13 protein-coding genes and 2 tRNA genes are annotated in these 14,733 nt (G+C 45.4%); 5 read left to right on the top strand and 10 right to left on the bottom strand.

What is annotated here, in order from left to right; translation table 11 throughout:
- Positions 1-24 precede the first annotated feature (24 nt).
- A complete protein-coding gene (locus V4C51_RS01110; RefSeq protein WP_330924276.1) occupies positions 25-336 on the bottom strand; it encodes a YqfO family protein in 312 nt (103 codons plus the stop codon).
- A 306-nt stretch (positions 337-642) separates the two neighbouring features.
- Positions 643-951, bottom strand: a complete 309-nt coding sequence (locus V4C51_RS01105; protein WP_330924275.1) for a GIY-YIG nuclease family protein — start codon at positions 949-951, stop codon at positions 643-645.
- A 323-nt stretch (positions 952-1,274) separates the two neighbouring features.
- Here V4C51_RS01105 and V4C51_RS01100 point away from each other — a divergent pair, with 323 nt between their 5' ends.
- The gene (locus V4C51_RS01100; protein WP_330924274.1) at positions 1,275-1,661 is read left to right on the top strand and encodes a type IV pilin protein; all 387 of its coding nucleotides are present in this window, start codon (positions 1,275-1,277) and stop codon (positions 1,659-1,661) included.
- Positions 1,662-1,701: 40 nt separating this feature from the next.
- Here the strand turns inward: V4C51_RS01100 and V4C51_RS01095 are convergent, their stop codons facing one another.
- Complete coding sequence (locus V4C51_RS01095; RefSeq protein ID WP_330924273.1) at positions 1,702-2,592, bottom strand: hypothetical protein; 891 nt, start codon at positions 2,590-2,592, stop codon at positions 1,702-1,704.
- 195 nt (positions 2,593-2,787) lie between these two features.
- Positions 2,788-3,588 carry a glycoside hydrolase family 25 protein gene (locus V4C51_RS01090; protein ID WP_330924272.1) on the bottom strand — a complete coding sequence of 267 codons (801 nt, stop codon included), beginning with the start codon at positions 3,586-3,588 and terminating at the stop codon, positions 2,788-2,790.
- Positions 3,589-4,628: 1,040 nt separating this feature from the next.
- Here V4C51_RS01090 and V4C51_RS01085 point away from each other — a divergent pair.
- A complete protein-coding gene (locus V4C51_RS01085) occupies positions 4,629-6,353 on the top strand; it encodes a hypothetical protein (RefSeq protein WP_330924271.1) in 1,725 nt (574 codons plus the stop codon).
- Between the two features lie 391 nt (positions 6,354-6,744).
- Here the strand turns inward: V4C51_RS01085 and V4C51_RS01080 are convergent, their stop codons facing one another.
- The 3 genes from V4C51_RS01080 to V4C51_RS01070 form a co-directional block, all read right to left on the bottom strand.
- Positions 6,745-7,515, bottom strand: a complete 771-nt coding sequence (locus tag V4C51_RS01080) for a DUF2059 domain-containing protein (protein WP_330924270.1) — start codon at positions 7,513-7,515, stop codon at positions 6,745-6,747.
- A gap of 92 nt (positions 7,516-7,607) precedes the next feature.
- Positions 7,608-8,384 (bottom strand): 16S rRNA (uracil(1498)-N(3))-methyltransferase, encoded by a 777-nt coding sequence (locus V4C51_RS01075; protein ID WP_330924269.1) that lies wholly within the window; start codon positions 8,382-8,384, stop codon positions 7,608-7,610.
- A gap of 36 nt (positions 8,385-8,420) precedes the next feature.
- Entirely contained in the window at positions 8,421-8,702 is a 282-nt protein-coding gene (locus V4C51_RS01070; RefSeq protein WP_330924268.1) for a hypothetical protein, read from the bottom strand.
- 498 nt (positions 8,703-9,200) lie between these two features.
- On the opposite strand from V4C51_RS01070, the gene V4C51_RS01065 reads away from it, so the two are divergent.
- Positions 9,201-9,277, top strand: a tRNA-Met gene (locus V4C51_RS01065).
- Between the two features lie 10 nt (positions 9,278-9,287).
- A tRNA-Gln gene (locus V4C51_RS01060) sits at positions 9,288-9,362 on the top strand.
- An 87-nt stretch (positions 9,363-9,449) separates the two neighbouring features.
- Here the strand turns inward: V4C51_RS01060 and sctV are convergent.
- From sctV to V4C51_RS01045, 3 genes are all read right to left on the bottom strand, one after another.
- Positions 9,450-11,534 (bottom strand): type III secretion system export apparatus subunit SctV, encoded by a 2,085-nt coding sequence (gene sctV / locus V4C51_RS01055; protein WP_330924267.1) that lies wholly within the window; start codon positions 11,532-11,534, stop codon positions 9,450-9,452.
- A 188-nt stretch (positions 11,535-11,722) separates the two neighbouring features.
- On the bottom strand, positions 11,723-12,025 hold the full coding sequence (locus tag V4C51_RS01050; RefSeq protein WP_330924266.1) for a tetratricopeptide repeat protein: 303 nt from the start codon (positions 12,023-12,025) through the stop codon (positions 11,723-11,725).
- A gap of 20 nt (positions 12,026-12,045) precedes the next feature.
- The gene (locus V4C51_RS01045) at positions 12,046-12,420 is read right to left on the bottom strand and encodes a hypothetical protein (RefSeq protein WP_330924265.1); all 375 of its coding nucleotides are present in this window, start codon (positions 12,418-12,420) and stop codon (positions 12,046-12,048) included.
- A gap of 232 nt (positions 12,421-12,652) precedes the next feature.
- Between V4C51_RS01045 and sctC the strand changes: the two genes are divergently transcribed.
- The gene (sctC, locus tag V4C51_RS01040; RefSeq protein ID WP_330924264.1) at positions 12,653-14,689 is read left to right on the top strand and encodes a type III secretion system outer membrane ring subunit SctC; all 2,037 of its coding nucleotides are present in this window, start codon (positions 12,653-12,655) and stop codon (positions 14,687-14,689) included.
- Positions 14,690-14,733: the final 44 nt, after the last annotated feature.

Genomic DNA, 14,733 nt, shown 5'->3' with positions numbered 1-14,733 from the left:
ACCATTCACTGGTGTCCTTGTGAACTAAAAAACTTCAACTCGCCAAACGTCAAAAGCAGGCTCTTCATAAGGGTGAGCTTGACGAAGCGCTGCAACGACAGCCCTGATATGCTCATCAGCACAAACCATCTCCACCTTCAGTTCAGGCACTTTTTCTATTTCGCCCTGGTGCCCAATAAATGGATCACTGCCTGCCAGGGGGCGAAACTGCCCGGTACCTGGCGCTTCCCAGGAACAACAGTCATAATCACCAATACGGCCTGCACCTGCTCTGAACAGCGCTTGTTTGACCGACTCCGCATGTTCTTCCGGCACAAAAAAACAGAGCTTATACACAGGGTTTCATCCCGTTAAACCAAATGACGACATTCTACCTTGTAATCCAGGCTTTGTTGAACCTGAATTTAGCCGTTGAATTCAGGTTCAACGAGCATCAGAACAGATTCTTGTATGCCTTGGTTAGGCATTGTGAACAGTTATACAAAATGGGATGTTTATTATATGCGGTGCAATCGGCAGCCCCTTTGGGGATGGAATAGGAAAGAGCCAATGACTCAAATGTTGTGATGAGCATAACGATTAATCACAAATTCGATTTTATTGATGAGAGAATACACCACTGCCTGATTTTTGGGACCCATTTCACTTGTTATCCCATGAATAAACTGGCAAGCCATGCTCAATACCGTGCACCTTATTTAAATCACCTGTTCGCGTAATGTATTGCCATTTCTGTGCACGGGAAAGCTTCTTCAGCGCCATTTCTTTTTTTGTAGCGGTTGATCGATTATGACTTGCTTCAAGGTACAACAGGTAAACAGGCTCTCGCCCACGAAAAAACTTTGCTCCCGCCCTACCTGCAGTATGCTCTTGCCAACGCCGGGTTATATTGGTGGTAATACCGGTATAAATACTTTGATCACTAGCAAGAAGCATATACACAAACCACATGTAGATTTCCCTTATACGTTATGCTGATATTCAGCAACTGGTCAGCCAATAGTTATACGATAAAAATTGTTTATTTTCACACATTCAGGAAAGTCTTCTTATCAGCATGCTATACGCTCAGGTACTGTTATTAAAAAGCCGTCCTGATTTATGGACCCCAGGAGCCTGACCGAGTTTTCTTATCTGGATGCTCAAGGCTTTTCACGGAACCCATTGATAAAAAAGGTTACATACTTGACCAGCTAAACAACCACTATCGTTTTCCCGTATACTTTTAAGTAATACTAAAACGCGCATAAGACAACGCAGGGAGAGACGAGCAGATGAAACCGTTATGGGCAGGGTTTTCATTTATTGAGATGATTATCACTGTAGCAATCATTGGAGCACTATCAGCAATCGCTCTTCCCTCCTATTACCAGTACTTACGGGAAACCCGCCGGACAGATGCTTATATCGCGCTGACACTGGCCGCTGCCGAGCAGGAACGTGCTTACGCCATTAACAATGCTTTTATTTCAGATATCAGCGCCCTTGGTGGGAGCCTGTCGAAAGAAGGATTTTATACCCTCAGTGTGGCTGTAAGCGGCGCAAGCTACATGCTGACAGCAACAGCAATCCCCAACAAGGCGCAAGGCACGGACTCTGACTGTCTGATACTTACACTAAACCATCAAGGTATAAAAGCGCCAACAGCATGCTGGCGTTAATACCCCCCCGCCTTTATTAGCCAAAGCCAGTGATGACGTGTCAATGTAGCCAGTGCCTGTGACGTTTTATCAACCGGGTACATAGCCAGAATATCAGCAGACTAAATAACAACGGCAATAGAAAAACCTCAAGCACGGCCACCGCAATATACCTCGCCATATGAGTGGCTAGATAATTTGCCTTTTGTGACATCTGTACTTTTGTGGATTTAAACTGACTGAGGGAACGACTGGCCTCACTTTTAATGGAGCTATCATCCGTGTTTTGTAAAATATGCTGATGCGTATCAACAATCGCCTGATAACTTTGATGATATAATAATTCCGTCACCGCTTTGCTGGAATGGCTGACCAATGAGATTGATACTGGGAAAACAACCATCATCAACAAACTAACCGCCAATGCTGATTCACTAAAACGGATAATCGACATATGCCAGCGGTTTTTTGCCGCTAACCAGGTATCAGCTGCCACCATGGCAACCAGAGCGACTTCAGCAATCAGTAATAACCAGGGCGTTAGCCACTGGGTTAAATTTAGCAGGTTATCCAGCACATGCAGCACCACCAGATTATAAAGCGCAAAATTACGACCATGACCGACCAGATCAGTCAGCTGTGTTAACACATTTCCTAGCTGAATATTGGCATCAACAATAAAACTGATACCAAAATTACTGCTTTGTAATACCATCAACCCGGCATGCAACTCTGACAACGTTGTCAGCATAGTCTGCGCCCGGTCTGAAGCACTGCTGATAAATTGATGGTTTTCCTGATAAGTCTGGCCAAGGAGTTTTTTATTCACCACGGAAAGCTCACCATCTGAGGCAAACCAGGACGTCATAAAGGTAAGCAGAAGAAGCAACAGAAGGATACTGTATCGGGTCCAATGGGCTGACCATTTCACAGGAAGCTTGAGTCCTAACATAACCAACGCCTTTTTTTAGTAGAGTATTTGTCCAGAAGGCTGTCCGAGAATAGCGCCCGTAGCGAGGATTGCGAGAAATTGAGGATAAAAATTTCTGCTTCTGAGGAGAATAGCAGGGCTATTTGACGAAGAAGCAGGAATTTTTAGACCAATTTATCGCAACCGCAGTAGCGCAGTCTATTCTCGGACAGACTCCTATGAGCAGCTGAGACTATCTAACTGGGTAACATCGCCACGAAAACGGCTTTTATCCACCAGCCCCGAAACACCAGCAACCCGCCCCCTTTCGGTAAACTGCCAGAAAGACCAGGGAATACTCCTGAGCCTGTCTTCAGCCGTCGTGTATTCACTGATCCATAACGGATAGTCATTAAAACTGGCATCAAAGTGCCGGGACCAGTAATTCCTGTTGGTATAGATGATGGGTCGACAGCCCGTTTGCTGCTCAACATGCTTTAGCCAGATTTTTACCGCCGCCCGAAGGGACTCACTGCCATCTGACGGATTCACTTCCACATCCAGCACCGGTGGCAAGGGGTGAGCAACATCTCCTGTGGTTTTTATAAAATGCTTCGCCTGTGTCAGTGCATCCTGATCAGGAGAGAAAAAATGATATGCACCAAACAGCAATGACGTATCGGCAATACTATGGATATTCTCATCATACTTTGGGTCAGTGTAGTGGGTTCCTTCCGTTGCTTTGATAAACGCAAACTGGTACTGACTCTCAACCCTGTCCCATTGCACTTGACCCTGGTAGTGGGAAACATCAATCCCTTGCGGAGAGGAAGCGCCATGATTCGGTACTGAAAGAACGGCAGAGCGTGTTGTTTTATCCTTAATAGCTTTGACCTGCTCCTTCGCGCCTGACTGTAGCTTTTTCTGCTGTGCAGACACGTTAGAAAAGCCGTGATATAAAAAATAAGCAATCGCCACAACGAATAAAATATCCAGAAAATAAAAAAGTTTGGTATTAAGAGCGGTTTTTTTACACATAACGCTGTTCTCATTTTTATTTTTATAAGACCCCTTACTATTTTTCCCAGAAAACCTGACGAGTAACAAGCGTGATCAAACAGGATTGTATTTTTACCACCACCGCTGATACCCGGCACACAGACCGATAGGCATCATTCATTGATGCCATAAGCACGATTACTGGCTGTTCCTGGAAGACTCACAGATAGCTGCCAGCGCACATGCTCCCGAGGCTTTTGATGGAAAAAAACCTAAAACTCATCACTATGCAGGATTGGTTATATCTGACACTGTCACCTTATTTTTTCCACAAAAGCAATCCACAAAAGCAAACTGCATCGATAAATCCATGGGCGCAAGACAGGTATAGTGACCTGTTTTCTCTCTGAACGATCCTGGTTGCCCTTCTGGCTTTTCTATATTTATTTGGACTCTGGAAGAGCTAAAAAATGCTTCCATGCAGTTGTGATCAAAATGCCTGTTCACCCGTCAATAATCCGTGGATCGATGGTGGGTTTTATGCTGATTTCCTGCTAGGAGCCTGACAGAGAATAGACTGCCCTACTGCGGTTGCGATAAATTGGTCTAAAAATTCCTGCTTCTTCGTCAAATAGCCCCGCTATTTTCCTCAGAAGCAGAAATTTTATCCTCAATTTCTCGCAATCCTCGCTAAGGGCGCTATTCTCGGTCAGGCTCCTAGTGAACAGATGATGTTTAATGGCGTGTGATTCCAATGATTGCGACCTCAGTGATACCAATATTGGTTATAATTCTCTACATCACGCCTGTTCACACCCATGGCTCAGTCAGAGAATTAACAGATTATCAAAATAAGTGATTGGATTTATTTATTATTTTTGTGGAGCAGTTTTTTTTGTGGTTTTCTTGTCGAAAGTAGTACTTATCAGTCGGCAGTGTTTATTCAGACATAATATTGACTACCTGTCAGCGCCGTCTTTTTACATAAAATCACACGTGTTTATTTAAAATAAGCTTTTCTATCAAGGGCTATACTTTTCAGTAAATGGATTTTAAGGATTTTTAATAAGGATATCCCTATGAGTAATGGTGTTGGTAGTAGTACCTCTATAAGCGCTTTAGACTTGGCAGTTTCGCCAGAAAGCATTGATTCAGCCAATCAATCATTCGCAGGATACAGTGTTACTGCCCTGACAGAGGATAAAACGCCTGCCAAGCAGCTACCCGCATATACTGATACCTCCTCACTGCCTGAGGGTAAAACACTCAGCAAGCGAAGTATTGTCCCACAAGAGGCTGTTGAGGCGTTTCTGCTTAAGGAAATAGCCTCCCTGAAAAAAGAGGTTCAAGAATTAAAAGCCGCACTGGCGGCATCAACAAGTAAGGCTGAAGAAGTATCTCCTACTGACGCCAAAGCTGACCTGTTATCATCAGGGGATGATATTGCTGACACGCTCCCTGCCGAAGCCCCTTTCTCTGCGGAAATTGAAATAAAAGACCCCGATCAGATACCAGAGCCTGAGTCTCAAACGGAAAGGGAAGAAATCGAGGCAAGCAGCCCTGAACAACCAAAAAAAATACCTGACGTCAGAGCGCGGCAGGTTCAACAACATGCAGCAGCAGAAAAAACAAGCGCCCCCTATACTCCCCTGATTCAATCAACAACAACCAGTGAACCAGAGCCAACATCCCTTGCCGCCAGAGAAGTTTCTGTTGCGGAGAATCTACAACCCAAACTGACCAGACCTGTGCCAGGGATGAATAAGCCCAGAAAAGTCAGTATCCACAAACGCAGAATATCTGCTTTACTTGCCCCAATAAACTTCCTCAAACGTCTACTCATTGGCGACTCCAGAAAAATGCATAGTAACAATGACGTACTGGGACTCACTGCTAACGAGGCGTTAAAACACAACCCGAAATTGCTTGATGGTGAAGTCGACCCACAAACTCAATGTTACAAGGGACTAAAACCACAAGACTGTGAATCATTTGTTTTACGTGGCGCAAAATTGAAGCTGATAGAGCAGTACAAACCTCAGTCTGACCAAGCCAGAAAGTTTGCCAAAAAGCACCAAAAACTCACTGAATTTCTGGATAAACCGTTCGAACACTACACCACCATGGGGAAAAACAAGAAAGAGATTAAAGTTCCCCTTATGAATGGCAATAAGCTGGAATATGAAACTATTGATTTAGAGAAAATAGTCGCTGATGCTGGCAGAGGAGAAGCAGCAAAAAAATTAGCACTGCAAAATGAGGTAGATAGAATTAAACAAAGCTATCCACTTGTTATTGATTATGTTAAGAACACTAAGGCGAAAAAGAAAAGGGAAGCCCTGATCCGGGATTTGATAATCAATAAAGCCGATTATGTTAACGACATAAAACAGGCTCGGTACAAAAAATTAAAAGATGTATTAAACAACAGAACAGACATTAAGAAAATCATCAGTGATCATGGTGATTTGTTTGATCCTGATAATGATGGCGAGTTACCTGTTACACAAGACGGTTTTTCAGACGCCTACAACCAGTTAAAGGCAAAATTCAAAGCCGCTGATCGCAAACTCGGTGATGCTAAAAGTGCCAAGCGCAAACTGGAATTAGAAGAGGCGTTTACTTTCCGTAAAACCTCTCATCAAAAGATAGCGAAAGCGCTGGATAAAAGTGCTGAAAAAGTCAGGAAAGCTGAACAAGAGGTGGTTAAACTCAGGGAAGCTCGAGACCTTATCAGAGAGGCTCTACACGATACAAAAGCTTATAGTGATGCAGCTGCGACCATGCTGAATAACCTGGGGTAGTGGCAATAAAAACTACCCCAGGAGCCTGTCGGACTTATGCTTTCGAGCATAAAATTCAGTAGGGCGAGTCAGAATTTTCGATCAATTTGTGTGAATAGTTGACCTGTTTAAGCAAATTGATCGGAAATTCTGGCCGCACTTTCTCGCACTTTCTCGCACTTTCTCGCACTTTCTCGCACTTTCTGGATTTTAGGCCGAAACTGTCTTAAGTCCGACAGCCTCCTAGCATAGTGCGTGACGCACTGCGCTCCAGCTGAACCACAGCATTATTGACAGGCTTAATTATACAGGCTCGGCGTGAATACCCCTCCCAGGTAAATGCGGTTAACGGGCATTATTTGTCAATGTACTTATTTTTTCCGGTCAGGCCAAACAGTCTACCTGAACATTTTCATAACATTTGTGCCACTGCATGCACCTGTCCGCGCTGAAAGTTTTGCATGGCTGAGCCACGGGCAAAATCCAGATAACGGCTGATCTCCTGATCAGAAAGGGTGCGGTACGTATAAAATAAAATCCCTTTCATCCGCTCGGCCATTTCACGACGAATATAAGGCTTTTCACGCGCTTTGAGAGTCTGAGAGGAGTCACTATTTGGGCCGAGCATGGGCATGATCTCCCGTAACAGACGCTGGACACCCACCGATGTTGTTGCTGCCAGCTCTGTCCCATGCTCCACAACATCAAGGGCGACCATTAACTCTTCGATAAGCTCAGAGCGACTCGAGCGGGGTAACTGCTTGGACAGGCGCTCTTCAATATAGGTCTGGATACGGGGTGCATTGACAGGATTGTTAGCAATGGCCTCAAGTTTGAGGATTTTTTGCCCTAAGGGGGATTCATACCACTCAATCAAGCGCAATAACTCATCAACAGTTAATGCCTGATCCAACGTATTCATCATGGAAAATTTAAAGTAATCAGGACTATAGCGCACTGTTACCACCTGATTAAAGGCATCAAGCACGTCATTAGGCAGGTCATAGTCTGCATAGCTGAGGGTCATGCTGGCTTTAACCCAAGCCAGCTGTCGGTAAAGTCCGGCCTGCTCATAGAGTTCATCAAGGAGAACTGCCTTCTTGCCTGTTGATTGGGCCACAGGACTCAATAGCGCCATCAGTAGAAGAGTGAAGGTAGTAACACGTCCTTTTATACCTTTCATGTTGTTGTAACCTGTTATAGCTGGCAAGATCGGCCTTCCCGGCCAATATGATTAAATTTTAATCGCTCTTTCAGAAGATACCTTGTGGCACCCTAGTCGTAAAGTTTGCTGACCAGGGCTGTGACAACCGTTTCAACCCTGAGTATTCGTGTGCCGAGGTGGATGGCCTGAAAGCCAGCTTCTTCCAACTTTTTCACTTCATAGGGAATAAATCCCCCTTCAGGACCAATAGCAATAACAGCAGATGTATTAAGACGACGGGGACAGAGATTAGCCCCTGCAGGGTGAGCAACCAACGCCGTTTTATTGCTTGCCATGGCAGGTAAGCGGTCTTCCACAAAGGGCTTAAAGCGTTTTTCCAATAGCACTGTTGGCATTACCGTATCTCTGGCTTGCTCCAAACCCAGAATACACTGCGCTTCAATAACCTCTGGCCTGAGCCATGGCGATTGCCAGAAGCTTTTTTCCACTCGGTAGCTATTGATCAGCACAATGGTTTTAACGCCAAGGGACGTCAAGTGCTGCAGGCTTCGCTTAAGCATTTTAGGACGGGGAAGGGCAAGAAGAACCGTCAAAGGTAATGCTGGAGGCGGTATTTCTGTCAAAGTAACCTGCATTGTCAAAAAGTTAGCATTGGCATCGGTAATAATACCCTCCCCCATCAAGCCATTGGCAACACCAACCCTTAATCGGTCACCAATAGTGGCCCGATGCACATGGCGAATATGCTTAAAGCGACGCCCCGTGAGCCTGACCTGGTCTTCTGAGACAAAGTCATCGGGGGTTAACAGCAAAAGATTCATAAGAGTGGATACCGGCCTTCCAGAAAAAACAGGCAAAAAAAAGACAACCTTTCGGGGGCTGTCCATTTCATTGCGTCTTTAGTGTTTCAGGCAACTATAGTATCACAAGTGAGCGATACTGCGGCGATAGTCATCAATGGTCTCATCAATCTGGTCGAGAATACGGTTCAGCGCCTGACTGGAAAATTCGTTACTGTTTACCAGCACTTCTGCCCGAAGATCATCCACTTCTTCAAATTCACTCATCATGATGGTTTCCAGGTATTTAAAAGCAGGGTCAGTTAACAATAAAGATAAGCTGCTCAAAACCACGTCGATGGGCGGGTCAAAAGGGGATGCTTCTGATGATTCGCCAATAATACCTTGATTATGGGGATATGACATACGCCCTCCCTGATGTAATTTATCCCTTGGTTTAAGCGTAGTTGATGGCGAGGGAGATAGCATCTGTCAAGAAAGTACCGAATCAAAGAAAACAAAAAGCCATAGAGCTTCAATAGAGAGACTGTGACTATTTTGTAGACGACTCTGATTTATACCTTCACTTCGTTGCCAGTCAATTGCATAGGAGCCTGTCCGAGAATAGACTGCCCTACTGCGGTTGCGATAAATTGGTCTAAAAATTCCTGCTTCTTCATCAAATAGCCCCGCTATTCTCCTCAGAAGCAGAAATTTTTATCCTCAATTTCTCCAGTTCTCGCTACGGGCGCTATTCTCGGTCAGCCTCCTAGTGCGGGCTACCCATTGACCTGTATTGCAGGGCCGGTTTTGCGGTGCCTGCAAGTCGCATCAGGCTACTGCACCGTCCACTGTGGAAACTGACTACAGATTTTGCCTTGACATCAGTGGTTTAAATCGACAAAATGCGCTCCGTCTTTCAGTGGCTAGGTAGCTCAGTTGGTTAGAGCACAGCACTCATAATGCTGGGGTCGGCAGTTCAAATCTGCCCCTAGCTACCATTGACGTTATTGGGGTATCGCCAAGCGGTAAGGCATCAGGTTTTGATCCTGACATGCGGAGGTTCGAATCCTCCTACCCCAGCCATTTTCCACCTTGATAAACGGTAATGGTCTACGAAAAAATACTGCGAAAGCGCGGCTTTTTTTGTTCTTGTTACAAAGCTCAAAAGAATCAGAGTGATATTCTTCCCAACGGTTGAACGGTAATTTCTTCCGTGAGTTCCTGATGGGAAAGCACTGAAAGATCATAAACCTCTAATTCAATGAGCTTTCTCACATAACGACGTATATCCATCGACGTAATTAATACCGGCTTATGCTCCAAATGGCCTATTTTCCCTACTGTATTCTTGATCGTATCCACAAACTGCGCTGATGTACTGGGATCCAGTGCCAGGTAACTCCCGGCAGAAGTTTGCCGGATCCCGCCACGAATAGTATCTTCAACATCCTGATCCAGCAGGTATACAGGCAACATGTTTTTTCCGTTGGAATACTTATAACTAATAAAACGCTTCAGGGAAGAGCGCACATACTCTGTTAACTGAACAACCTCTTTCTCCTTATTTCCCCATACGACTAATGCCTGAAGAATGGAGCGAAGATTGCGTATAGAAATATCTTCTGATACTAAACGCTGAAAAATCTCCGTAATTTTATTAATTGGCAACAGTCGCTGGACTTCCTTAATAAGCTCTCCAAAGGAGCTTTCCATTTTCTCTACAAGATACCGGGTTTCCTGAATACCGATAAATTCTTCAGCGTATTTCTTTAACACATGGGCCAGGTGGAAAGTCAGTATTTTGGATGCATCCATATAATTAACATTGCTTTTCTCCAACCGGTCCTTGTATTTTTCACTGACCCAGATTGAATCAAGGCCCGGCAAAAATTCATCCTCAATATCAAAAGGTATTTTAAGCATTTCGAGATGATCGCTGGTTTCTCGGGCAAATAGCCTGCCCTCCTTAAAGTAACCGTTTGCAACAGGCACTTCCTGCAGAAGAATCGTGTAAGTATTCTCTGCCATGGAATCATTAAAACGCAGGTGAATGCCCGGGAAAGGCACCCCCAAATCCATATACAATGCCTTCCTGACTTTTAACAGTTCAGTATTCAGTGAAGAAGTATCCAGCGTGTTCTGTATCGACGTGGGTACATCAATAATCAACGGCAGTGTTTGAGTAAATTCCTCCTGCTGATCCAGCCGTGACTTCGCCTCTCCCGGTGTTTCCGTCGCTGCTGCCATGGCAGGGATGCCGCCATTTTCTTCCGCCATTCGTGCAGATACGTCTTTACGGAATATTAAATATCCCCCACCACCAATCAACAATGCAAGGGATAAAAACGTTAAAGTCGGGAACCCCGGAATCAACGAAAAGCCGAGTAACAGAAAGCCTCCCACCATCAGTGCTTTGGGCTTATCCAACAACTGGTCACCAATCTCATTACCCAGGTCTTTGGCTTCCTCGTTAGAAACCCGTGTGACAATGATACCGGAAGTGATAGAAATCAATAGCGCTGGAATCTGAGAAATCAGGCCATCACCAACGGTCAATATGGCATAAAGCTGAAGTGCCTCACTGGCAGGCATACCTCTCCCGGAGCCTATTGCAACACCTGCGGTAATATTCACAAAGATGATAATCAACCCGGCGATAGCATCCCCTTTTACAAACTTCATGGCACCGTCCATGGCACCGTACATTTGTGATTCTTTCTGAACCAGCTCACGACGCTGCTGAGCTTCTTCCATTTCAATGGAGCCTGCCCTTAAATCCGCATCAATACTCATCTGCTTACCGGGCATACCATCAAGGGAAAAGCGAGCACTCACCTCAGCTACCCGCTCCGACCCTTTGGTAATGACTAAAAACTGGACAATAGTAATGATCAGAAAGATGACTACCCCAACAATCAGGTCACCACCTACCACGAAGTTACCGAAAGTATAAACAATCTCACCGGCATCGGCCTGCAGTAAGATCAGTCGCGTTGTGGTAATAGACAACGCCAGGCGAAACAGTGTGGTAATCAGCAGGACTGCGGGAAATGAAGAGAACTCCAGCGGTGAACGCAAATAAATAGACGTCATTAGAAGAACAGTAGACAAGCCCATATTAAGAGCAATCAGTAAGTCCACCAGAACGGTGGGCATTGGCAGAATAATAAGCCCAAGTATTGCCACAAGAAACAGTGCCAAAACCAGGTCATTTCGCTTGCCAATTTTGTTCAGGCCTGCGGTTAGCGCTTTCATTGCTTATAATCGCTCTTAATGGGACCTGGCAGCCTGTCTGAGTTAATAATGACTGCACACAAGAAAGCTGAACTGGCCACTACTTATGCTGTTTCTCGTTAAATAGCACCACTATTTTCTCGAATCAGCATAAAAACCGCCTCAAACCGGCCTTTTTCTTGCCATAGCCAATTAAGCTAGACAGGCCACTAGCGCATTTCAGACGCTGCTGCCTGTTTCTTCCTGTTCAGAAGAGCCCGTCCCTTGATCCATTTAATAGCCCGGACATCGGTTCCGGGTTTAACGTACTGCATAAACTTATCGGCGGATTTGATCGATTCTTCTGGCCGTTCAACTTTCAGGTAGGCATAACTCAGCATACGGTGAACATCCGGGTTACCAGGCTCCAGGCGACGGATAGCTTCCAGTAAAACAATGCCCTTACGAGGCTGCAGGTATTCCAGATAGTAAGAAGCCTGTGAAAATAGCCACTGCTTAAGTTCCCTGTCCATAATGATTCCCTTAATCTTGTTTAACCCGCGTGTAACACATGTCGGCTCATATAGAGCGAATCCTGTAGGGCTTTGGATTCTTTCAAGACTTTTAATGCTTCTGTGATTTCCGGCCCTTCCTTTTCGGAGCGGGTAAATTCAGCCAACGCCCGCATCATCATGGTGCTGTGCTCTTCTGGCGACAAAGCCTCCTGCATATCCAATAAATTCAGGGCAAATCGCATTTCACGGTGTTCAAACGTGCGATCAAACTCCAATGCCCGCCAGGTATAAGCAATTACATTGTCGCCTGATGGCTTAAAAGATGATTTATTCTTAGGAAAATCTTTGTTAATCAGCGTATTACTTAATGTTGATATACCAGAAAGCCCATTAGTAAACGAAATTGCGTCCACAGTTAACCTCCATTTTCAGGCGGGTGATTCACTGGCTTATCGGCTATAAATGTCGTTTATTGAAACCTTTCAGCTTTAACATTCAGTTTTAACATTCAGTTTTTAACACAAAGGATACTGGTGAGAATTCTAAACATTTGATATAAACAGGAGAAGTGTTGATCAAAAAAAACAGCAAGCTGTTTTGACAGACTGGGTACCTAAGGTATCTGCAGCATGGAGGCTGAGCGGGATGTCAATGAAAAAAACAGCAGGGGCTACTTCCCGTATTGCCTTGGCGCTTCTTTTCTCAATGGAGGTGCATGCCGAAGCCAGCTGGTCACAATTTGGCTCAGGGGCCTGCGTGCATTGGGTGAAACCCGGTGAAAATCTAACTACCATTGCCAAGGGATATGATGTTGAGCTGCTGGATCTGGCAGACCTTAACCAGATGGATACCCGTGCGCAACTGTTTGCAGGCCAGGCCATCAGCTTACCGGACAGTGTTACACGCTGTGAACAGACCCTGCCCCAGATTCAGGCAATGATAACACCTGAGCAGGGTGAGCAGAGTGAGCTGGATGAGCCAGGTGAACCGGACGTGGACTATAACTACGCAGTTAACCATCCCGATGATGACAAGTCGAAAGAGGTAAAATGGGTAAAAGAACAGCCTCCCGAGGACTTTGTTTGCGGCAATGATGAGTTGCTTTCCCACCGAGCCGCCAGTAAAGACTATGTTCGCCGCCCCGGCGAGCATGACCCTTCACCGACAGAATCTGCCTTTGGTGAACGCCCCTACTCTTATTACGGCAGCAGTGAAAGCCTCGGCGAAGCCCTGAAAAACTTTGCTGCCAGTTACTATATCCCACTGGTACTGGCGGAAGACGTGGGTGGGGAAGTTAACGGAAAGATCGGACCGCTTACCCCGGTTGATTTTCTTGACCATATGTCCAATATCTATGGATTTATCTGGTATTTTGATGGGCATACCCTGTATGTCTACAACGCAAAGGCATCTCAGCAACAAATTCTTAGCCTTAATTACCTGAGCGCCGATGAACTCAAAGAAACCTTGAAAAAAGTCGGCGTGTGGGACAACCGGTTTTTCTGGAAGTCACAACAGAAAGAAGGACTTGTTTTTGTGTCCGGCCCCCCTCGTTACGTTGAACTGGTCACGCAAACAGCCATGCTACTGGATGAGAAAGAAGGCATGCGTCAGAAAAGCAAGCTGACCGTCTGTACGTTCACCCTGAAATACGCCTGGGCAACAGACAAAAGCTATAATTTTCGCGGAGAGCAAGTCACAGTGCCCGGTGTTGCAACTATTTTACAAAACATCATCAGCGGGGGAGGCGTCGCTCAACTGGCTAATCAAGAGATCCGTACCCCCTCTGTTGAACCTGCTACCCGAATTTCACGCTCAGTTAAAGATAAAACACTTGATAAGCCAGGCGCACCAAAAGAGTCTCTGAATGAGGGCGCTGTCGCTGAAACCGTGTTCATCAATGCAGATCCACGACAGAATGCTGTCATTGTTCATGATCTTGAAAGCAAAATGCGAATGTACAGTACCCTGGTCAAATCATTGGATAAACCCACGGCACAAATAGAAATCAGTGTGTCAATCATCGATGTAAATACGGCTAAGCTCGATGCTCTTGGTGTGGAGTATAACAATATTCGTGGTGACAATGGCGCCAGAGAGATTGAGTTTAATGCAATCCCTGAAAACGGCGGGCCAGCATTTACAACGATTATTTCTTCACATATTGGCAGTTTTAACGCCACCATCAGCTTGCTACAAGAACAGGGAGAAGCGCGCATTGTATCCCGCCCCTCTATCCTCACACTGGATAATCTCGAAGCCGTACTGGATAATACCAGCACATCTTACGTCAAGGTGGAAGCAAATCAGGACGCACAACTGTTTCCTGTTACTTCAGGTACGGTTGTACAAGTCACGCCCAGAGTGGTGCGGGAAGAAGACAGCCGCAAAATACACATGAGCATTGCCATTGAGGATGGCAAAGACGCTAACTCTGATCCTACCTTACTCCCAACCGTCTCCAAGAGTTCACTGAATACCCAGGCTGTCGTTCATGAAAGCGAGAGCCTGTTGATTGGCGGATTTTATAAGGAGGAAACAGAAAGTACCTCAACACAGGTGCCGTTATTGGGTGATATTCCAATTTTAGGGCAACTGTTCCGAATGGATAACGAGAAAAAAAGTAAACGTGTCCGCATGTTCTTGATTACCCCACGTATTATTGAATTAAAGCGAACCTGAACCTACTGACAATCACACATGACTCCCTTTAGCGGGTGTCGCAA

This window comes from Candidatus Sororendozoicomonas aggregata (genome assembly GCF_031528575.1).
GTDB lineage: Bacteria > Pseudomonadota > Gammaproteobacteria > Pseudomonadales > Endozoicomonadaceae > Endonucleibacter > Endonucleibacter aggregata.
Note: the sequence above shows the minus strand (reverse complement) of the source record. Positions and strands in the feature narration are given on the sequence as shown.

Excerpts from the sequence above, each read along its gene's own strand:
- V4C51_RS01105 (WP_330924275.1), bottom strand. The coding sequence starts at position 951 with ATGTGGTTTGTGTATATGCTTCTTGCTAGTGATCAAAGTATTTATACC.
- V4C51_RS01100 (WP_330924274.1), top strand. The coding sequence starts at position 1,275 with ATGAAACCGTTATGGGCAGGGTTTTCATTTATTGAGATGATTATCACT.
- V4C51_RS01095 (WP_330924273.1), bottom strand. The coding sequence starts at position 2,592 with ATGTTAGGACTCAAGCTTCCTGTGAAATGGTCAGCCCATTGGACCCGA.
- V4C51_RS01090 (WP_330924272.1), bottom strand. The coding sequence starts at position 3,588 with ATGTGTAAAAAAACCGCTCTTAATACCAAACTTTTTTATTTTCTGGAT.
- V4C51_RS01085 (WP_330924271.1), top strand. The coding sequence starts at position 4,629 with ATGAGTAATGGTGTTGGTAGTAGTACCTCTATAAGCGCTTTAGACTTG.
- V4C51_RS01080 (WP_330924270.1), bottom strand. The coding sequence starts at position 7,515 with ATGAAAGGTATAAAAGGACGTGTTACTACCTTCACTCTTCTACTGATG.
- V4C51_RS01075 (WP_330924269.1), bottom strand. The coding sequence starts at position 8,384 with ATGGACAGCCCCCGAAAGGTTGTCTTTTTTTTGCCTGTTTTTTCTGGA.
- V4C51_RS01070 (WP_330924268.1), bottom strand. The coding sequence starts at position 8,702 with ATGTCATATCCCCATAATCAAGGTATTATTGGCGAATCATCAGAAGCA.
- sctV (WP_330924267.1), bottom strand. The coding sequence starts at position 11,534 with ATGAAAGCGCTAACCGCAGGCCTGAACAAAATTGGCAAGCGAAATGAC.
- V4C51_RS01050 (WP_330924266.1), bottom strand. The coding sequence starts at position 12,025 with ATGGACAGGGAACTTAAGCAGTGGCTATTTTCACAGGCTTCTTACTAT.
- sctC (WP_330924264.1), top strand. The coding sequence starts at position 12,653 with ATGTCAATGAAAAAAACAGCAGGGGCTACTTCCCGTATTGCCTTGGCG.